16 protein-coding genes and 1 tRNA gene are annotated in these 19,795 nt (G+C 67.5%); 8 read left to right on the top strand and 9 right to left on the bottom strand.

The genetic code is table 11. The features are described from left to right. The first annotated feature begins 36 nt into the window (after positions 1–36). A complete protein-coding gene (locus B4L26_RS04315; RefSeq protein ID WP_290716250.1) occupies positions 37–2,418 on the top strand; it encodes a hypothetical protein in 2,382 nt (793 codons plus the stop codon). 12 nt (positions 2,419–2,430) lie between these two features. On the opposite strand, the gene B4L26_RS04310 is transcribed toward B4L26_RS04315, so the two are convergent. Genes B4L26_RS04310 through bcp form a run of 7 tightly spaced genes read right to left on the bottom strand, consistent with a single transcriptional unit; the run spans position 2,431 to position 11,766 of the window. Beyond that, positions 2,431–2,760 carry a hypothetical protein gene (locus tag B4L26_RS04310; protein ID WP_290716248.1) on the bottom strand — a complete coding sequence of 110 codons (330 nt, stop codon included), beginning with the start codon at positions 2,758–2,760 and terminating at the stop codon, positions 2,431–2,433. A 49-nt stretch (positions 2,761–2,809) separates the two neighbouring features. Further along, positions 2,810–3,601, bottom strand: a complete 792-nt coding sequence (locus tag B4L26_RS04305) for a cyclase family protein (RefSeq protein WP_290716246.1) — start codon at positions 3,599–3,601, stop codon at positions 2,810–2,812. Position 3,602: 1 nt separating this feature from the next. Beyond that, complete coding sequence (locus tag B4L26_RS04300; RefSeq protein WP_290716244.1) at positions 3,603–4,790, bottom strand: PQQ-dependent sugar dehydrogenase; 1,188 nt, start codon at positions 4,788–4,790, stop codon at positions 3,603–3,605. Beyond that, positions 4,790–7,672 (bottom strand): TIR domain-containing protein, encoded by a 2,883-nt coding sequence (locus B4L26_RS04295; RefSeq protein WP_290716242.1) that lies wholly within the window; start codon positions 7,670–7,672, stop codon positions 4,790–4,792. The genes B4L26_RS04300 and B4L26_RS04295 overlap by 1 nt, the downstream gene beginning before the upstream one ends. Next, entirely contained in the window at positions 7,672–10,599 is a 2,928-nt protein-coding gene (locus B4L26_RS04290) for a toll/interleukin-1 receptor domain-containing protein (protein ID WP_290716239.1), read from the bottom strand. The genes B4L26_RS04295 and B4L26_RS04290 overlap by 1 nt, the downstream gene beginning before the upstream one ends. 43 nt (positions 10,600–10,642) lie before the next feature. Next, complete coding sequence (locus B4L26_RS04285; RefSeq protein WP_290716236.1) at positions 10,643–11,278, bottom strand: TetR/AcrR family transcriptional regulator; 636 nt, start codon at positions 11,276–11,278, stop codon at positions 10,643–10,645. Positions 11,279–11,292: 14 nt separating this feature from the next. Next, positions 11,293–11,766, bottom strand: a complete 474-nt coding sequence (gene bcp, locus B4L26_RS04280; RefSeq protein WP_290716233.1) for a thioredoxin-dependent thiol peroxidase — start codon at positions 11,764–11,766, stop codon at positions 11,293–11,295. A 92-nt stretch (positions 11,767–11,858) separates the two neighbouring features. Between bcp and B4L26_RS04275 the strand changes: the two genes are divergently transcribed. From B4L26_RS04275 to B4L26_RS04265, 3 genes are all read left to right on the top strand, one after another. Then, entirely contained in the window at positions 11,859–12,089 is a 231-nt protein-coding gene (locus B4L26_RS04275; RefSeq protein WP_290716231.1) for a DUF3618 domain-containing protein, read from the top strand. Next, complete coding sequence (locus B4L26_RS04270) at positions 12,089–13,279, top strand: L,D-transpeptidase (RefSeq protein WP_290716311.1); 1,191 nt, start codon at positions 12,089–12,091, stop codon at positions 13,277–13,279. Before B4L26_RS04275 ends, B4L26_RS04270 begins: the two co-directional genes overlap by 1 nt. Positions 13,280–13,372: 93 nt before the next feature. Beyond that, positions 13,373–13,445: transfer RNA gene (locus tag B4L26_RS04265), tRNA-Lys, on the top strand. Between the two features lie 27 nt (positions 13,446–13,472). Here B4L26_RS04265 and B4L26_RS04260 read toward each other — a convergent pair. Both B4L26_RS04260 and B4L26_RS04255 read right to left on the bottom strand, forming a co-directional pair. After that, positions 13,473–14,693 (bottom strand): tyrosine-type recombinase/integrase, encoded by a 1,221-nt coding sequence (locus tag B4L26_RS04260; protein ID WP_290716229.1) that lies wholly within the window; start codon positions 14,691–14,693, stop codon positions 13,473–13,475. Further along, entirely contained in the window at positions 14,686–15,144 is a 459-nt protein-coding gene (locus B4L26_RS04255; protein ID WP_290716227.1) for a helix-turn-helix transcriptional regulator, read from the bottom strand. Before B4L26_RS04255 ends, B4L26_RS04260 begins: the two co-directional genes overlap by 8 nt. Before the next feature lie 124 nt (positions 15,145–15,268). Between B4L26_RS04255 and B4L26_RS04250 the strand changes: the two genes are divergently transcribed. The 4 genes from B4L26_RS04250 to B4L26_RS04235 all read left to right on the top strand — a co-directional run bounded on the left by B4L26_RS04250 (position 15,269) and on the right by B4L26_RS04235 (position 19,795). Next, a complete protein-coding gene (locus B4L26_RS04250) occupies positions 15,269–15,559 on the top strand; it encodes a hypothetical protein (protein WP_290716225.1) in 291 nt (96 codons plus the stop codon). Further along, positions 15,556–16,083 (top strand): hypothetical protein, encoded by a 528-nt coding sequence (locus B4L26_RS04245; RefSeq protein WP_290716223.1) that lies wholly within the window; start codon positions 15,556–15,558, stop codon positions 16,081–16,083. Before B4L26_RS04250 ends, B4L26_RS04245 begins: the two co-directional genes overlap by 4 nt. Before the next feature lie 73 nt (positions 16,084–16,156). Then, positions 16,157–16,765: a hypothetical protein gene (locus tag B4L26_RS04240; RefSeq protein WP_290716221.1), complete on the top strand. Its 609-nt coding sequence runs from the start codon at positions 16,157–16,159 to the stop codon at positions 16,763–16,765. A 24-nt stretch (positions 16,766–16,789) separates the two neighbouring features. Continuing rightward, on the top strand, positions 16,790–19,795 hold the full coding sequence (locus B4L26_RS04235) for a phage/plasmid primase, P4 family (protein WP_290716219.1): 3,006 nt from the start codon (positions 16,790–16,792) through the stop codon (positions 19,793–19,795).

Raw genomic sequence — 19,795 nt, 5'->3', positions numbered from 1 at the left:
GTGTCGCCGATCGCGACGCGACTAGACTCGCCAAACATGACCCCTGACCCGCCGCGGCGTCCCGTCGGACGAACGGTCTTGACCGTGGTGACGATCGTGGTGGTGGGCTATCTCGCCCTCGTCGCGGCGCGGCCGTCGATTCTCGAAGGCCTGCCCGCGGCGGTGTCGTGGTTCGGCAGCCCGTACTCGGTGTGGTCCATCGTGATCGCCCTGGTACTCGTCCTGTCGCTGACGTACGTCTACACGCGCGGTCACGGTACGTCCGCAGCACCCATTGCGCTGGTCGCCGGTCTGGCAGCGCTGAGCGCGGTGCTCGGAATGGCGTCGTACATGCGTTGCCACGACGGTCAGCACCCCGCCTTCTTCACCGCGGTCATCGCGACGGCCAAACTGATGCGCGGCGACGCCGGCTACGGCAGCGAGTGCATCGCCCAAGCGTCGATCGAGACACCGGTGGCGGTCTATGTCGCGCAGTTGACCGCGCTGACCGCGGTCGTCCTGTCCCTGGTCGGTGTGGCCATCGTTCTCATGCGCTCCCGCTTCGACCGGCTCGCGATCTTCATCAAGACCCGCCTCAATCGGTCGGTCACCGCGGTGGTCGGAATCGACGACGACAGCGCCCCGCTGGTCGCGGCGATCGCCGGCGCACTGTCCCGCCGGTCGATACTCGTCGTGGTCACCGGCTCGCCCGAGCGCCCCTGCATCGTGGCGGCCCGCGCCCATGGAGCGCGCGTGGTGACCGTCGACTTCGCCCGCACCGACTCCTGGGCATCACTGCGGCTGTTCCGCAAGCTCGACGCGCTGTACCTGCTCGATGCGAACGCCACCCTCAACCTCACCAGACTCGAGGTTCTCTCCGAGGTCGGCGCGACGAACAGCCGCACGCGACTGCCGGTCGTCGTGCGCATCGACGACCCGTGGCAGGCGGCGGCCTGGCGCGCCGAGCAGTTCGACCGGGCACGGTCGGAGGCCGTCCCCGCCGGGGATCGCTGGGCCCGCGACACCGTCGGAATCTACGAGGTGACCGCCCGCAAGCTGGTGGACGAGATCACCGACGAGGGCGTCGAGAAGATCGTCATCTGTGGCACCTCTCAGCTGACTCTCGCGCTGTGCGCCGAACTCGCCGCCCGTCAGCTCGACGCCGACTACCACGGAAACACGCCATTGCCCGAGGCCGTTCTCGTCGACACCGGTGCCGACGAGGTCGTTGCCGATCATCATCGCTCCAGGACCGAGATGGGGTTGCCCGCCGAGCGCCCGCCGGTCACCGCCGTCGACGAACCTCCGACCGTGTCGACGATGTCGGGGTTGATCACCGGCGATCCCGGCAAGACCGCTGTGGTGCTGGTCGACACCGACCTCGACCCGACGCTGGCGACACGCATCGCGATGCGCTACCCGAAGACACCGGTCTTCGCACACACCGCCGCGCATGCGGTCGGTACGGCGCCGGTCGGCTACGCGCAGGCCCGTCCGGTCGTTGGCCGGTTGCACATGTTCGAGACGACCATGGAGATCCCCGACGGTCAGGCACACGATTCGTGGGAGGTCGCCGCGCGATCGATCCACGAGCGCTACGTCAATCCCGACGGCGGCGCGGCCGCGCAGCCCTGGGACCGACTCGACGAGTTCTACCGCGAGTCCAATCGGCGTCAGGTCGCCAACGCGCTGTGGATCGTGGAGACGCTGAGCGATCGGACCTGGCGCAGCACCGCCGACGCGCAGCCGTGGGTTCCGGGGCACTCCGATGCGCAACCATTGGACCAGCTCGCCGCCCTCGGCTTCGACGAGGCGACCGTACTGCGCATGGCCCAGGCCGAACACGAGGACTGGTGCCGCTTCTACCGTGCCAATGGCTGGACCCACGGGAAGCGCGACAATGGGCGCAAGCACCACGACTATCTGGTTCCCTGGTCGGAGATCGAGGCTGATCCGGCGAAGGTCACACGCGCGCTGACGAGCCTGGCAGGGACCCTGACGAAATTGCGCGAACTCGGCTACCAGACCGCGCGCAAGAACGACGACGACGTCAGCGCCATCGACGATTGGCAAACGTTCGAGCGCGTCGGCGAGGTCGTCGCGCGACAGCGGTTCGAGGATTGGACGTGGACGACGTCCGGTGGCGACGCGATGACCGCCGGCCCTGGCGACTGGGAGGTGCGCACGTCACCCGATGACCCGGTGCGGTCGGTGCGCGACGACGTCTTCACGGCGACCTACGAGCTCGTCGACGGCGATCGCTACCGCCGGATCGGCGAGGTGCGCGCTCGCCCCGCTCACGACGGCGAGATCATCGATACCCTCGAGGGCCCGGTGCCCGCCCAGCCCGGCGACTGGGTCGTCGAGGGCGGGGGCGGCGAGCAGTGGCCGGTGCCGGCCGATGAGTTCGCTTTGAACTACCGGCCGATCACCCGATAGGCCGAGCTGCGCTCAGGCGACGGGCACCCGTTCCCGCAAGAGTTCCAGCACGCGATCCGGATCATCCGGCGTGACGCAGGGCTTGACCCGCTTACCGACGCCGAAGACCAGCAACGTGGACTTCTTGTGCCGACGCTTGTCCAGCGGAAGCCAGAACCGGGGGTCGGTCGCGCCCCAGACCCGACCTTTACCGGTGGCCCAGTTCATCGTCTCCACAGCCACGCCCTTGATGTCGGCGTACTCGATCCGCTTGGCCGAGCCCAGTGGGAAATAATACTTGCTCAGGGTGAGGCCGCCGTCGTCCAGCGTGATGACATCGTCGCTGTAAATCTCGCCGCTCATGGTGGGGATGGTACCGGTACGACCGTCGGCCGGACGGAACTCAAAAGGTTCACGTCAGGGCGAGGACCCGCGCCGGGCCGCCGGTACCCCCGGCGAACTTCGGAGCCCCGACGACGACCCTCGCGCCCAGCGGCGGCACCGACGTCAGGTTCGCCAGCGTTTCGACGGCATAGCGGCCCGAACCCAGGATCGCGGCGTGCGCGCCTACCGCATCGCGGATGTCGACCGACATCGTGTCGGTCCCGATCGCGACGACCGCCCTCTCGACGATGAGCATGCGCACCGCGTCCGGGTCGAACCCGGCGGCGTCGGGACCGCCGGTGCTTGGCTGCCACCCGGTGTGCAGCGCCACCAGCGACCCACGCGGAATCCGTCCGTGGCGGTTCTCGAAGTCGGCGATGTCGCGTTCGGTCAGCAGCGCACGGGGGTTGCGGCGGGCCTTGCCCGCAATGCTGATGACGACCAGCGGCGCCACCAGATTGGCCGGCGCGATCCGATCGACGGTGATGCCGTTGCCGATCTTGTGCGCGGGCGCGTCGACGTGGGTTCCCGAGTGCTCGGCAAAGCCCAGCCACCGCGTGGCGTAACCCGAGTTCCTAGGGCCCACCGTCGACGTCTGAACGGCGGTGAATGGCGGGTTGCCCGGCCACATCGGGAAGTTCGGCGAAAGAGCGTGCGTGAGGTCGACGACCCGGCCCGACGGCGACGCCGAAGCCACCGCCGCACCTCCCACACCGGTCAGCACCAGCCCCGACGCGACGGCGGTCGCGCGCAACGCATCACGGCGCGAGAGACGGCGCGCCTCGGCGTGGGCGTGGCGCACGATCTCGTCGTCGCACATCTCAGCCGGTCCAGCGAACGCGCAGAACCTTGTCGGCGTGCTCGCCGTTGCTCGTCGTAACCAGCAACGCCCCGTCGGGGGTCACCGCCAACCCGCGCAACCGACCCTCGGAGTCCTTGAGCGCCTCGGCGGTCTCCACGACGTGGCGGCCGTCGGGCGACAGGCGCATGAAGACCAACCGCTTGCCCTTCAGCGTCGAGACGACTAGTCCGCCACTGAACCGGCCCCAACCGCTACGCGGCAAGAACGCCAGGGCGGCGGTGGCGAGAGTCGAGTTGCCGGTCCGCCACACCGGGAAGATCGCGCCCGGCACACGGTCGGGATCGGTCATCGGCACCGACTCGTCATAGATCAGCGGCGCCCGGTTGGGGCTGTAGCCATAGTTACCGCCGGCCCGCAGCAGGTTCAGCTCGTCGTCCTTGTCGGTGCCGTGCTCGATCACGTACACCTGGCCGGTCTCTGGCCGCACCGCAACGTCCTGCGGGTTGCGATGTCCCATCGTGTAGACCGGGCTCGCCGGATTGGGGTTCCCCGCAGCAGGCGTGCCGTCGAGGTTGATGTGCAGCACCTTGCCCTCGAACGTTGCAGGGTTCTGCGCACCGCCGGGACTCACGTTGTCACCGGTCGAGATCCACAGCGTGGAACCCCAAGCCGCGATCCCACACCCGGCATGGCGCCCCGACGCATTGGTGGGAATCCCCGACAGCACGGTGCGCTCACGCGTGAGTCCGGTCCAGTCGTCGGCGACCTTCCAGGCGACGATCTTGATCTCCTGACCGGTGTTCGGCCACGGCACCGGTAGGTCGGAGCTGCCCATCGGAATGGTCGGCGCGCCGGGCCGGGTGTACTCGGCCTGGCATGTGTATGCCCGACGATTGTCGGCGAACCCGGTGTCGAGCGTGACGCCCATCAACCCGGCTTCCTTGACGGCGAACAGCTTCGACAGGTCGGCGCGCATCACCTGCGTGCGACCGTTCGCGTGGACCGCGACGAACGGCCCGGCCCGCTGCGTCACCAGTGCCGTGCCGTCGGGTGCCACCGCGACACCCCACGGGATCTCCAGACCCCGGGACAACGCTGTGACGTCGAGCCGGGGTGCGGCGAGCGCCTCCGGCGGGACGGTCAAGAGGCTGGTAGCCAATAGCGATGCACCAATGGCGACAGCGGCGGACAGCGTGCGAATGGCCATTAGTCCCCTTCGATCGGCAGGTCAGGACAGCCTTTCACATAGTCGAACGACTTGCCGACGACCCGGTTCCACGTGTCCCGGCTCATGTTCGAATCGAGCAGGCCACAGACATCGTCGCGCGTCACCTTCACGCGGAACACCTTGTCGCCGACGTCGAGTCCCCTGCCGCCGGCCAAGAACTGCAAGCCCGAACGCCCGAGCGACTCGGGTAGTCGGACCGAGAAGACCTCCTGGCCGTCGGCGAGGCGCCACACGCGAATCGTGTTGCCCGCCTCCGCATTTCCCGACGAGCGGGCGGCGACCGTGGCACCGTCGGCACTCAGCGCTACGGCATCACCCTGACGCACGGGGAACATCGCCTGCTGCCTGGCCTTCCCCGCGTCGAACGCGCCGGAATAGACGTGCAGATTGCCCGCCTTCCACGAGACGGTGGCGAAGCGGCCGCCGACGATGGTGGCGGCCGACTGGCGCTCGACGAAGTCCTCGCGCGACCGCTCAGTACCGGTCAACCCGTCGACGACGGTCCGCGCGCTCGTCGCGATCATCGCCATCGTCAGTCCGCCGCGCCCTTCGTCGAGCGCGATAGCGAGCACATACTCGTCGTCGTCCTGCTCCCCGTGGTACTCGGCGACCATGCGGCGCTGATCGAGGTCCCAGATCTGGGCGTCGCTGCTGCAGTAGCCGATGGCGACGTAGCGCCCCGACGGACTGAACGCGGCCTTCGCCGACGCGGCGACCGGACAGCCGCGCGGCTCGGTGATCGTGGTTTCGACGATCGGCTGCTCCGCCCCCTGCAGCGCGAAGACCGCCACCTTGGTCTCGCCGGTCAATCCCTCGGTCATCGCAACGCGCATGCGGGTCGGATCGAAGGCGGTCACCGTCGACGGTGCTCCCGCGGGCAGGTCGCGCTCGAACTCGGTGCGCAGCGCACCGTCGGTGAACTTCGCGACGGTCACCCCGCTGCCGCTGGAGCGAGCACTCAAACCGCCCTGGTCATCGTCGACGCCGAGTCCGTCGACGGGCTGCGCGGGCCGCGACAGCACGACGGCACTGTCGGTGGACAGGACCAGGGTGCCGTCCTTGGTGTAGACGAGGTGTCGCACGGCGCCGGGGGCCGGCAGGAGGCTCGGCTTCTCCGAGAGCCACGCCCTGCGATCCGTTCCCTTGACCGGGATCAGCCGGATCCCGTCCGCCGTGGCGAGCGCCACGCGGGTTCCGTCGGAATTGATCGCGATGGCTGGATCTGGCCGACTGCCGCCGACCACCGGGTCGGTCACGATCGAGGTCGATGTGAACACATCCCCGGAGCGATCGCTGCCGTGGAAGATCCGGGCGCCGAACTTGCCCGCGGCGAGAAGCGACTTCTGGTCACCACTGAAAACGAAGGCCGTGCCGTACTGCTTGACGGGCAGGTCGAGGCGCCCGAGACGTCGGCGCTTGAGGACGTCCCACAGGGCGTAGGTCTGGTCGGGCTCCTCGACCACCGTTACCCCCGAGACCATGGTGACCACCGGGTCACCCGTCCCGACCTCAACCCTGGTGTCGGGGCCGTCGGAGTACAGCGACATCCGCCGCTCCTGCGGGCGGCCCGGGACCTGACGGACGACCAACAGCTTGTCGTCGGTCAGCGTCGCGAACCCGACGAGCAGCGGATCGTCGTCGGTCCAACGTCGCGCACCGGTCGTGACATCCCAGTTCTGGATCTGCGGCTTGGTCTCGTCGGGGGCGAAGAGGACAAGGCGGTTGCCACTGCTGGAGAAGTTCCCCTGGGGTGCCTTCTCGAACGTGCCGATCTTCCCGCCGAGCGGCTTTCCGGCGGCGTCGACGAAGGTGATCGTCTCCGTCGACGGATGCCACAGTGCGATCCGGGCGCCGTCGTCGCTGATCGCGACGACAACGGCATCGTCGCTGGTGGTGGTCTTGGCCGTCGTCGCATCGGTGATCCCGGTGCGATTCCCGACGGTGCTCACGACGGTGTTGCCGCCGACGAAGACGCGACCCGACCGCTGACCGCCACCCAGCTCGGCGACGTAGCGGTCGGCCGGACGGACAGCGACGGCACCGGGCAGTTGGTCGAGGAACAGGTCGTTGCGCGCCCGCTGCGTCGCGTCGGACCGCAGCGCCGAGGCGACGGTGATCTTCTGCACGCCCTCGACGGCGTTGGTGTCGATGGCCGAGGCCCCCTCGCCGGCGAGCAGTCGTGCCAGGCTCAGCTGTGACTGCTGCTGCGCTTCATTGCGCTGCATGAGGGCCAGCACGCCGGCACCGAGCGCCAGCACCAGGAGGAATGACAGGCCGACGATGGCGGCCCGGGCCATGCGCATCGTCTTGCGGTGCTGCGCGACGTTCTCCCCGACGAGCACATCGCGATCGATCCCGCGCACCGCCGACGACAGGTCGGCCACCGCGTTGGTGAACCGCGGGTCGTCGGGGTTGACGGTGCTACTCGACGATGTCAGATCGACCCAGCGTGGCTCCTCGGCATATGCACCTCGCAGAGCCTGGGGCACTGTGCTCTGTGCGGTGAAGTCGTTGCGGCTACGGTCCCACTCCAACGAGCCGTGCTGGAGGACCAGCAGGATGGTCTGCGAACCCTTGTTGGCGATCCACCACCCGATCTCCTTGCCGACGTATTCCGAGGCGGCCGACTCGGGCGTCACCAGCAGGATCAGGTGCGATGATTCGCGCAAGCCCCGCTCGATCGTCGACCACAGCGCGGTGTTCGCCGCCATCGACTGGTCGTCGCGGAACACCCGCACCGCCCGCATCTTGTTCCATGGCTTGGCGAAACGCTCCAACGACGTTTGCAGTTGCGAGGCCAGCGCCGTCGACGGTGCTCGGGCATAACTGATGAACGCCTCGTAGGCCTCCGGTGTCGGCACTACTCCCCCTCGATCGGCAGACCGGGGCACGCCTTCACGTACTTGTAGGCCTTCCCGACGGTGCGATCCCACGTCTCGTGGCTCATGTTCGCGTCGAGCAGACGGCACACATCCTCGACACTGGTCTTCAGGCGGTAGACCCGAGCACCGCTGGCCTTGAGGGTCACGCCCCGTCCGTCGTCGACGAACTCCGGGTTGGCGCCCGAACCATCGGCCACCGCGGCGGCGAGGAGCTCTTCGCCGCTGCCGACGGACCAGGCGTACAGCCTGTTGGCCGCCCCGCCGAGACCGACATAGCCGGCTGCCACCGTGTTCCCGTCACCACTGAGTGCGATCCCGCCCACGCGGTCCAGGCCCGTCTCGAAAAGCGCTCGTCCCAAGCGTGATGCCGCGGCGTTGCCGTAGACGCGGATCCGGGAATCGGAGGGGGTGTACAGGGCGATCCGACCACCGGCCAAGGAGGCATTGGCAATCGGATCGTCGAAGGTGTCTTCCACCTCGGTCTTGCCGGTTGCGATGTTGACGACGCTGCGCATCGCGCCGGTCACCACGATCAGCTTCGCATCACGACCAGACTCGTCGAATCCGCCGGTGACGACTTCACCGGTCGACGGCTGGAACTCGCGGACCCGCTGGCCCGAATCGAGGTCCCAGACCGTCGCCCGGTTTCCACAATTCGCGGTCGCGAGATAGCGGCCGGAGTCGCTGAACCAATACGAGATGGGCGACCTTGACGAGCATGCTGGCGGGTCGAGCAGGGTCAGTGTGCGGTTGGGCGCATCACCGCGGAGGGTGACCACCGAGATCTTCAGCCGGCCGGTGGAATCCGCGCTTGCGGACATGGCGATCTGCATCCGCTTGGGATTGAACGCCCGGATCGTCTCGTACGCCGGCGTGCCCTCCTTGCGGAACCAGGGCACGGCGACGCCGTTCTCGTACCGGTACACCTGCACACTGCCGTAGTCGTTGGACACGCCCAACCCCGCCCGGTCGGCGATCATCTCGGGGGCGACGGGGGTTTTGGGGATCTCGAACAGCAATACCCCGCCCTCGGTGGAGAGCAGCGCGCGGCCGCCCCGGCTGAACGAGACGTTGCGCACCCCGCCGGGAGCGGGCAGGGACTGCGGATCCCAACCGTTGGTCGGAACCATGAGCACGCCGTCACGGGTCGTGACGATCGCCTGCTGACCGTCGTGGCTCAGTGCTGCGTTGTTCTGGTCGAACATGGGAATCGACGCCGGGTCGTTGACGATCAGCTTGGCCGACGGTTGCTGCCCGTCGTCGGCGGGAATCGTGAAGACGATCGCCCCGAAACCGCCGGTCGCGAGCATGCTGCCCCCGTCGCCACTGAAGGCGAACTCCGAGAACGACGCCGATCCTGCCGGAGGTTTGACCGGCGCGATACGGCGCGCGGCAAGCAGGTCCCACAACGCGTACGAGCCGTCGACGGCCCTGATCACGGCACGCCCCCGCGGCCCGGTCCAGCTGTCGACTCCCCTGGTCACGTCCCGACGCGTCTGCGGCCCGTCGCCGTAGACCGCGAAGACCATCTCTCTCGTCCGCGCGTCCGGGGAGGCACTGGCCAGGTGCATGACGAGGAGTTTGTCGTCGGCCATCGTGGCGGCGCCCACAATCGTCGGAGTCGTGTCCTGCCACCGCAGAGTCCCCGACTGCACGTCCCACGCCTGGACTCGACGGCGGCTCTCGGAGAGCCCCAGGTTGAACAGAGTTTTACCGCTCGACGAGAAGGCCGCCTTGGGTGCCGCGGTGAACGGCCCCACCGGTGCACCCACGCGCTTGCCGTCGAGGTCGAGGACCTCCAGCATCTGCGTCGACGGACGCCACAGCGCGATCCGACTCCCGTCGGCGCCCACCGCCACGCCGACGGCGTCGGGGTGGCGGCTCACCTTCAGCGTGTCGGCGTCGGTGACGACAGCCACGCCGCCCACCGTCGACAGCAGTGTGTTGCCCGAGCTGAACACGCGGCCCGTCCCCACACCGCTGGCCTCGAGCCCCGACGCACGGTCGCCCTGCAGGATCCGCGCGACGCCGAACAGGTCCTGCTCCATCAGGTCGGTACGGGTGCGCTGCGTCGCGGCCGGCTCAAGCACCGATGCGACGGTGATCTTCTGCACCGCCTCGCGCAACGAGTTGCCGTCCAGCGCGGCGGTGCCCTCGACGGCAAGCCGCTGGGCCAGGCTCAGATTGGCCTGGCGCTGCGCCTCGTTGCCCCGGACGAACGCCAGCACACCGGCTCCCAGAGCGGCAACGAGGAGTATCGACAGTCCGATGATCGCCCCGCGTGCCATCCGCATGGTCTTGCGGTGCTGGGCCACGTTCTCGCCGACGAGCCGGTCGCGATCGATCCCGCGCACGGCCGAAGACAGGTCCGCCACCGCGTCGGTGAGCTTGTCACCGTCGGCCAGCTCGGCGTCGGTGAACGAGCTCAGATTCGTCCAACGGGGCTCCTCGGGGTACGCGCCGCGCAAGGCAATCGGTACCGCGCTGTCGAAGGTGAAATCATTGGTCGACCGGTCCCACGCCAGCGGGCCGCGCTGATGAACGAGAAGGATGGTTTGCGACCCCTTGTTGGTGACCCACCATTCGACTTCTTTGTTCACGTACGGTGACGCCGCCGCCTGGGGAGTGACCAGCAGGATCAGGTGCGAGGACTCCCGCAGCCCGCGTTCGATCGTCGACCACAACGCGGTGTTCGCCGCCATCGACTGGTCGTCGCGGAACACGCGCATCGCACGCAACTTGTTCCACGGCTTCGCGAAGCGCTCCATGGACGTCTGCAGCTGCGACGCCAGCGCCGTCGACGGTTCGCGTGCATAGCTGATAAAGGCGTCGAACCCGTCCGACGAGCCGCCAACGACTGCTGGCCCGCCGCTGGTTGATACCGCCTCGCTGGTGCCCCCGGTCATCCCGACAGTCTAAATTGCGCTTCGCCGTCGTCGATCCGACGCCTCAGCGCTCGAGCTTGCCCTCTTCCCGCAACAGGTAGCCGCCCATCATGCGTTTGAGCTCGGCGACCGTACTAGCGCGATCCTGCCCCTCCTGCACCGAGAAGCTCAGCGCCGAGAAGACGGTGTGCACCAACAGCCGGGCCATCGTCTTGCGGCGCTCCCGCTGGTGCGGGGTCAGCGGGGCCAGGATGTGCTCGACCTGCTCGGCCAACGCCTGCTCGTTGAGCGCTGCCGTCGCACGGGTCGCCGGGGTCGATTGCACCGCCAGCCAGACTGCTCGTCGGGACGGGTCGTGCTGCCACAGCGCGGCGAGATGGTCGAGGAAGCGCTCCAACAGTGCCGGCCAGTCCAGCGAGGGGATCGCCGAGCCCAGTTCGACCAGTTCGGCCTGCACCGCGACGGTGTCCTGGCGGTCGAGTTCGCAGACGATGACGTATTTGTTGGCGAAGAACTGGTACAGCGTGCCAATCGGGACGTCAGCGCGCGCCGCAATCTCCTCACACGTCATCGACTCGAACCCGACTTCGATGAGCAGATCGCGGGCGACGGCGAGCATGGTGTCGAACTTGCGCCGACTCCGCTCCTGGCTGGGCCGCCGCCGCGGTACCAGCGGGCTCGTCGTCGCGCGATTGACCACCGCTACGAACCGGTCTAGACGCCCAGGTCGCGACGCAGCTTGGCGACGTGGCCGGTAGCGCGCACGTTGTACTGCGCGACCTCGATCCGGCCGTCGGGGCCGACGACGAAGGTCGAGCGGATGACGCCGGTGACGGTCTTGCCATAGAGCTTCTTCTCACCGAATGCGCCCCAGGCGGTCAGCACCTTTTTGTCCGGGTCGGACAGCAGCGGAAAGTCGAGGCCGTCGGCGTCGGCGAATTTGGCCAGCTTCTCCGGTTTGTCCGGTGAGATCCCGACGACATCGAGTCCGGCGCCGTTCAACTCGTGGAGGTTGTCGCGAAAATCACACGCCTGCTTGGTGCACCCGGGGGTCATCGCGGCCGGGTAAAAGTACACGATCACGCGACGCCCAGCGTAATCGGAGAGCGATACCGACTTACCGGTCGAGTCGGGCAGGGTGAAACCGGGGGCCTCGTCGCCGACGGCCAGGCGCTGGTTGGCAGACATGCCTTGCAGGCTAACTGATTGGCGTGGGCCGGTGGGCCGCCCGCGGGTAGGCTCGAAGACCGAGTGCACCGACCATCCCGAAGGAGACCCCCGTGGCCGACGACACCGAGCGCATCGAGCAGGAGATCGCGCAGGCACGCGAGAACCTCGCCGCCACGCTCGACCAGCTGTCCGACCGCGTCAGCCCGCAGCGGCTGGCCGACGACGCCAAGACCCGCGCCGTCGACACGCTCAACAAGCCGGCCGTGAAGTACACACTCATCGGCGTCGGCTCGCTGACCGTCGTGGTGCTCGTTCGGAAAGTGACGCGGCGCCGACGGTGATGCAGACACGTAAAGCCCTCGCCCCCGCGCTTGTGGTGCTCGGGGTCGGCCTCGCCGTCACCGGTTGCACCAACGGACCGAGCTACCCCGACAACGTCGGTTCGGTCGGCACGTTCGGGAACCTGGCCAAGCCGGCACTGTCGGTGTCCGGTTGGCAGGGCCGCGCGTTGCGCGATTCGGCCGTCGGCGTGATGCCCGGGGCCCCGATCACGGTGAACACCCGCGACGGCCTGCTGTCCGACGTGGACATGGAAGGACCCGACGGCCGCGTGCCGGGGCGGATGATCGATGGCGGGCAGCGCTGGCAGTCGAATGGGACGTTGTCCTTTGGCGCCCACTACTCGCTGACCGCAGCGGCGCGCGGCGTCGCGGGCGAGCGTGCACAGAAGGTCGGCTTCACGACCAGCTCGGCGTCGAGCTTCGCCTCGCCGTCGACGGTGATCGGCGACGGCGAGACCGTCGGCGTCGGGCAGAGCGTGCCCATCAACTTCGACGCGCCGGTCGCCAACCGGCTCAATGCCCAGCGGGCCATCACGGTGACCACGGATCCGCCGGTCGAGGGTGCCTTCTACTGGCTCAACGACTCGATGGTCCGGTGGCGGCCCGAGCACTTCTTCGCGCCCGGCACAAAGGTGTCGGTCTCGGTGAAGGTGAAGGGCATCGACCTGGGCAACGGGGTGTTCGGCGAGAACAACCTCACCTCGCACTTCACCATCGGCCGCCGGCTGGTAGCGATCGCCGACGACAAAACCAAGCAGATCGTCGTCTACATCAACAACAAGCCGGTCCGCACGATGGCCACGTCGATGGGCAAGGACTCGACCCCGACGAACACCGGCGTCTACATCGTCGCCGAGCGCGTACCGCAGGTGATCATGGATTCGTCGACCTACGGTGTCCCGGTGAAATCGGCCGAGGGCTACCGCGAGGTGGTCTTCGACGCGTCACGGATCTCGTTCAGCGGAATCTATGTGCACTCGGCACCGTGGTCGGTGGGCCAGCAGGGCTACTCCGACGTCAGCAACGGCTGCCTGAACGTCAGCCCCGACAACGCTCGGTGGTTCCGCCAGAACACGCTGCGAGGCGACGTGGTGATCGTCAAGAACACCGTCGGACCGCCTCTCCCGGGCGACGACGGCCTGGGCGACTGGAACATCCCGTGGTCGGTCTGGAAGAAGGGCAACGCCTGAAATCTGGCTCTAACCTGGCCCGAGATCGGGTGGCCGGGAATGGATTTCGCGCCTGCGGCCGACGGTGATAATGTCTTGGAGTCGCATTCGCGAGCGCCATTAGCTCAATTGGCAGAGCAGCTGACTCTTAATCAGCGGGTTCGGGGTTCGAGTCCCTGATGGCGCACAGTTCATGCAGGTGAGGCGGGGTAAGCTACCCCGCCTCTTCCTGTTTCTGGGGCTCAGCGACAGACTTACGACAGGAATACTCCGCGAGAGCGGCGCGGTTATCGGGTGCAACGTCGCTGGGGTTCACGTAGTGACGACGCGTGGTTTCCGGCGTCGCGTGCCCGAGCTGACGCTGAGCTGCTTCGAGCCCCTTCGCCTCGTACACCGCCGTCGAGACCGTCTTGCGCATGGTCTTCGGGACCACCCACTCCATCTCCGCGCCCCGTGCAGCGCGGAGGTCGCGGCGAACGTTCGCCTCGGAGTGGGGTGTCCCGTTGCGGGTCGGGAACACCAGTGGGTACGGGATGCCTACCGACCGCTGTTCCTGTAGGGCTTCGACCGCGAGCGGGGTCAGACTCACCGTGTATGGGCGTCCCCCGCTCTTGCGTCCCTCCACCCTCCGCGCGGCCTTGTCCAGGTGCCAGCCGATGTACGCCGTCGGGTGGTCCGAGTCGAGGTCGTGGATGTCGTCCCAGGCGAGGGATAGCACCTCGCCGATCCTGATGCCCGTACCCAGGAGCACGTCCACGATCCGCAGGCGGTCGTAGCCGCGCTGGGCGGTGTCCTGCATTACTCCCCCGCGCCCACGGTGCTGCCACTCGCGGACCAGGCGACGAAACTCCACGGCGGCGTCGGGAGTGAGAGTGCGACGGTCCACCTCGGCGCGAGGCGGGACGTACCCGCGCAGAGTGGGGTTGATGTCCAGGGCTTCGTACTGCACCCCGAGGTCGCACATCTGGCTCAGCACGGTCTTCGCCATGCGCACGTTCGACGGCAGCGCCCGCAGGAATCGGTCCACCCGCTGCGGACGCAGCTCGCGGAGCCGCACCTTCGCCAAATCGGGCAGGATCACCTTCTCGATGCAGCGCGCGTACTGATCGAGCGAGTCCTGATTCGGCTTGGGCCGCGCGCCGATCTTGACCGCCTGGTCATGGGCGAGCTGCATGTGCGCGATCCACAGCGTCCCGAGGTCGGCGACCGTGCTCTCCGGTGTCAGCTCCCCCGTGCCGCCGTGACGCTTCTGGCGGTCCCTGAGCTTCGCACGGAGCTTCGCCTCGGCCTTGGCCTTGGTCGGCGCAAAGGCTCCGACGGGGCGAGTCACACCGTCGTAGTCGCGGTACTGCGCCGTGGCCCGCCACGCCCCGTTCGGCTGCTCCTTGCACGCAATCGTTCCATACGTGCCGAGGTCGAGTGTGGGTCTACCCATCGGACGGTCCCTCCTCATCTCTCTTTCGCTGGCGCTCGATCTGCTCCTCGCGCGTCCGTTGCTGCACGGCTTCCTCCATCGAGCCAGACTCGGCGGGGTCGGGGAACATCATCGCGATGTCCGCCTTCGCGGCGCTGCGCATAGGTGTCGCGGGGCCACTGTGGGCCTCACGGAGGTCCGCCGATCCACTGGGCAGCGGGAACCGCACCTCACCGAGGTCACCGTACGTGACAGGTCCGACATACCCAGGCAGGAAAACATCCAATGAGAACCCCAGGGAGGCAGCGATTCCCGCAGCCTCCCATAGCTTCGGCTCTCTCCCCGCCTCGATCTTGCTGATGGTCGTGCGCGTTAGCGCACGACCACCCGCAGCCGTCGCCTCGTCGGCGAGCGTGGCCTGATTCCACCCTCGTATCCCGCGTCCAGCGCGCATCACATCTCCGAAGTCCACGCCCGAGGACTGTACCGGATCGGCGACTATTGCGCTAGATCGGCGCAATCGCTACTATCGAGATATGCGCTAGATTGGCGCAGTCGTCGCCAGTATGGCGCGATAGGCGTCAAGGAGGCGCAACATGGGAATACCCACCATCGACGCCGCACTCGCGGCGATCCGCACCAAGCCAGCAGTCCCGCTGTCCACCGCGAGCGTGGCCCTCGGGATCGCATCGTCCACGGCGTCCGCCGCCGTGGCCCGCGACGACTTCCCCGTGCCGTTCGTGCGCATGGGCGCGAGGGTGATCGTTCCGACCCCTGCACTTAGGACACTGCTACAGCTTCCGTCGGACCCGCTCCCCGTGAGCACCCCGACCGTTCCCATGCCCACTCGCTCGGCGAGCAAGGCGCGAGAGGCGGTCGGAGCGTGATCCTCGACCGCAGCGACAACACACGGCCCGCGACCATCGACGGGCGCAAGCTCACGGAAACCGCCACCGACATCCTCTGGCAGACGCTGGGCCTTCTCGCACCCGCGACAGAAGAGATGCATGACGTACCCGAGGGCGCGTTGACCATCACAGTCCGCGCGCCTGGGCTCAAGTCCCTCACGCTCACGCCCCACCAGATCAGGGATGTGTGGGAGTGGATTTCGTCGTGGGACATGACGGGTCACACCGACCCCCTTGAACCCGACCCGCTGCCGACCTCCGTCGGCGAACTGGACCGCCTGCTCGTGCTGGTCGATGCGACGTACATGCCCGTCAGCGACTACGCCGCCCTGCTCGACATCCCGCTGGAACGCGCAGCGGCGGATGTCCGTGCCGCCGCTGCGAAGGGGCTCACGAGCGTGGAATCGACCGCACGCGAAGGACTGTGGGTCGAAGCACGCAGCGCTCTGTACCGCTTGCAGCACGCGGAATGGCCGCAGCCGCGAGTCCCGCGCACTGACTGACCCCAGAAAGCACGAAAGCCACCCCCGCCAGGGTGGCAATCGTTCCCAACAAGCCCCCGATCAGGAGCCCAACATGTCAACCCAGGTTAACACATTCACTTCGCTCGATGACGGCTACACCGCCGCCGAGTGGGAGGCCGAGCAGGCCGAGGTCGCGGCGAACATCGCCCAGACCTCCGAGGTGCCCGCGATGTGCGGCGACCCCTGTTTCGCCCCGCGCTCCCTACGCCCACGTCGTACTGGTCGTGCCCAGGCCGTGCCCACGGTCCCGACGGTGGACCAGATCATCGGCGGTGGACTACCGAGCGGCGGCTGGACCCCTGGCATCGGCATCCCCGACCCTGTGCGGCCTGCTGACCACTTGCCCGACCCCGACGTGATCCTGACGCCGCCCGATGAGCAGCCCGTGTACCGCGAGGAAGCCCGTGTCCGCGAACACGGTCGCCGTCCGTGCCACAAGGTGCCCGACCACCGTCCCTCGTGGGAAGTCCGTTGGCGGACTCCGCAGTCCTTGGGGCTGCCCTGGTGCGGGCAGGAGTTCGTGTTGGTCGGCCCGCCCGACGAGATGGTCCCCGGCACGCACGTGACCGTGACGCACAAGAACGGCGCGACCTCGCTCGCTTACGTCGCAAGCCTTGGCCCGCGAACCACGTGCGGTGGGCGAGTCGGATTCACGCGATAGCGAATAGTTAAGGAAAGAATAGATATGACGCAGGACACCCCGACAACACCGAGCACGGACGATCCCGCTCAGAACGGCGTTCTCACGGCGGATACAGGGGCGCAGACCCCTGATTCGCCAGAGGAGGCGCTCACAGGTGAGACCACGGACACGGACAAGCCCGACGACGCCCTGCCCGACGATGGGGCTCGGATCAGTCCGAAGCACCGTGCGTACCTGGTCGGAGAAGGAATCAGCGCCGCGTACCTCGACCGCTACGCCACTCTCATCCGCACGTCACGCGTGCTATCGGACCTGCCCGAGGAGCTGCGTTGGGTCGGAGACCCACGTGGCATTCTGTTCGGCTGGAAGGGCCTGGACGGCTCACTCACATGGCAGTTCCGCCCTGACACTCCGCCGGTGGACGATGAGGGCCGCGAGATGAAGTACCTGTTCCCTAAGGGGAGCGTGGTTCGTGGTGGTGTCCTGATTCGCGGCGAGGTCGAGGAGGTTCCCGGGGGCAGCGTGTTCGCCCCCGCGCCCCGTCCGTTGATCATCGTGGAAGGCACGAAGCAGGGGCACGCCGCCTCGTCGGCGATCCTCACGGAGGGGGCGACGGGTCGCCGCCGCCACACCCTCGACCGTGCGGACGTTCTGGGCATTCCCGGCTGCTGGGGGTGGTCCGAAGGTAAGTCGGCACCCTCGGTGCTTCGTGACTTCGCCCGTGGTCGCAAGGTATTCGTTGTCCTCGACGCCGACGCGGCGACCAATCGCAGGGTGTACGACGCCGGTATTGCCCTTTCCCGCGAGCTGGGCGAGGCCGAGAGCACCCGCTTCATCCACGTCCCCGGCGCGGGTAAGAGCGGCCTGGACGACTGGATCAAGACGGTGCCGTCTGACGAGCGCCTCGGTGCCCTTGAGGAGTTGGCCGCAGATGCCTCCCCACGCCCAGCGCAGAAGCGGCCTCATCCGAAGTCCTCGCTCATGGGCGCGGCGATGCTCGATGGAGTCGAGTTCGACCCGTTCACGCCCGACGGCCAGTTCCGCCCGACCAGCACGGCGCGTTTCCTGATCAAGCGGCGGCACTACGCGCTGATGCCGGGAGGAATGCTGGCGACTTACCGCGACGGATATTACGCGCCGTCGGATAAGCAACTCGCCGCCGACCTCGTGGATTTGCTCGGGGATATGTACACGACGGGTCACTACAACAACGTCGAGTCGATCATCTCCGCGCTCTGCCATAAGCATGATCGGCGCGTGCGGGATTCCCTCAGCGAGCCTCTCGTCAACTGCCAGAACGGGATGCTGGATATGCGCACGGGCGAGCTGCTGCCGCACGATCCTTCCTACCTGCTGCTGCGCCAGGTCGCGGTCGAGTGGAACCCCGACGCGGATACCTCGGCGTGGGATTCCTGGTGTGCAGAGCGTGTCGGTGCTGCCCAGCAGCCCGTCATGGAGGAGGCGCTCAGCCAGATGCTCGACCCGAGCCGTGCGCCGAACAAGGCTCTGTTCCTGTTCGGCCCCACGCGGTCGGGTAAAAGCACCATCGGGAATATCGCCACGGCCCTGTGTGGCGGTGATGAGTTCGTTTCCGCCGTCGGGCTGGAAGCCCTCGGGGAGCAGTTCGCTGCGGCTGACCTTTTCGGTAAGGCGCTGAACGCGGCGATGGACTTGCCTGACGGCTACATTCCCGACTTGTCGATGTTCAAGAAGCTGCTGGGCAACGACCTGATTTACGCCAACGAGAAGTACGGGAAGACGTTCAACTTCCACAACCGCGCTCTTCCGCTGTTCTCGGCGAACACGCTGCCGACCGTGGGCGACATGTCGGGCGCGTACGAGGCCCGTGTGATCCCCGTGGCGTTTCCACGTAGCTACCTCGGCAACGAGAACCCCGAGGTCGAGGCGGCGCTCATGGCCTCGCTCGACGGCATCCTCCTGCGCATCGTGCAGGGATGGCAGCGCCGCTACCAGCGGGGTATGGGCGGACAGAGCTGGTCGCCCATACACCCGGAGGTGTCCGCGCGCTTCCGTGAGGACTCTGACCGCGTGTCCCGCTACATCGCGGCGGCGACCGTGACCGACTTCCGCGCCCCTGCTGAGCCCGCCAAGCTCATGAACGCGGGAGCGGGCGGTGTCCAGGGGCCTGCCACGAAGTCCCAGACCTACGAGCACTTCAAGGCATGGGTCGCCTCCGAGAACGGGAAGGCCATGGGGCGGAAGAAGTTCATCGAGCGCCTGCTGTCCACGCCGGGGGTTTCCGACATGCGCCACCCCGTCACCTCGGCGCGTGTGCTGAGCATCGGGCTGCTCCCCGAGGACGAGTGGCGGGACGTTCCCCCGTACTCCGACCTGGCCGACCTTCTGCTGCCGCCGCTGGGCAACAGCGATCCAAAAACTGCCCAGAACATCAATGCAGGTCAGGCGGTGTTTTCGGGGGTCGATGGGCAGAATGGGCAGAAATCCCCAGAAACTCCGCGTGACCTCTCTGTCTCGGACTCAGCTTCTCCCAAAGAGGTATCTCTAGGAGGTTTCCCGACCGAACCTGCCTATTCTGCCCAGGCAGGGGTGAAAACTGCCTCTGACCAGGTATTTCCCTCTGGGCAGTTTTTGAGCAGCCCTCGCCAGCCCCTCCCCGAGCCCTTCCACCTGCTTTCGACCGACACCCTGGCCTTGCTCGATGCCCGTGGTCACCACGCGACCCAGTGGGGCGGATCGCCCGAACAGGTGCGGGAGATGGGCCGTGATCAGGGACCGTGCTTCACCTTGGACGAGCTGCGTACAACCGCAGTTGACCCCGATATCCACCCTGATCGCCTGCGGGCGATGGTCCAGCTCCTCTTCCCTGTCTTCGCTCAGCACGGGGTGGTGCTGGCCGAGCGCCGCCTGGCGCTCCCCACAGACGAGAAGGGCACCACGGCATACCTCGGGGAGTACGACCCCGAGCGCAAGACGCCGCAGACGCTCGACGCAGCCCATACCGCCTATGCCTCCTGGCTCATGCCGGGATGGCAGCTCCCACTACCTACCACCTCCCAGGAGAACTGA

Source organism: Gordonia sp. UBA7599, assembly GCA_002477755.1.
GTDB lineage: Bacteria > Actinomycetota > Actinomycetes > Mycobacteriales > Mycobacteriaceae > Gordonia.
The sequence above is the reverse complement of the archived record's forward strand: the minus strand, read 5'-3'. Positions and strand labels throughout refer to the sequence as shown.